General features: G+C 67.9%; 1 protein-coding gene. It reads right to left on the reverse strand.

The window, feature by feature from the left end:
• Positions 1-427: phosphotransferase (locus B3T77_RS00840; protein WP_292076181.1), on the reverse strand; the 427-nt coding region annotated here is incomplete at both ends.

Genomic DNA, 427 nt, shown 5'->3' on the forward strand with positions numbered 1-427 from the left:
CCCAGGCCGATGGCGGCCGGATCGAAGGCGTGCAGACGGGCCAACGTGTCCGTCTGGGCTTCGTAGACGGCGCGGCGCTCGGCGGGCGTCAGGCCGGGCAGTTTCAAATCCCAGAAGATCCGACCCTCGACCTTGTCCATCACATAGAAGATCGAGCCGATGACGGTTTCGTCCAGGCATAGGGCCTGCGGCTTGGCGACGGGGAAGCCTTGCGCGGCCAGAGCCGAGATGACCTGAAACTCGCGGTCGACGGCGTGGGCGCTGGGCAACAGGACGCCGGGCGGTTTGCGACGCAGCACATAGGCGGCCGAGGGCGTCACCAACTCATAGGTCGGGTTCGACTGGCCGCCCTTGAACTGTCGCACCGTCAGCGGGCCGGCGTATCCCGAGACGTGGGCGCGCATCCAGGCGTCCAGCGCCGCCTCGT

The organism is Brevundimonas sp. UBA7838 (assembly GCF_002500885.1).
GTDB lineage: Bacteria > Pseudomonadota > Alphaproteobacteria > Caulobacterales > Caulobacteraceae > Brevundimonas > Brevundimonas vesicularis_C.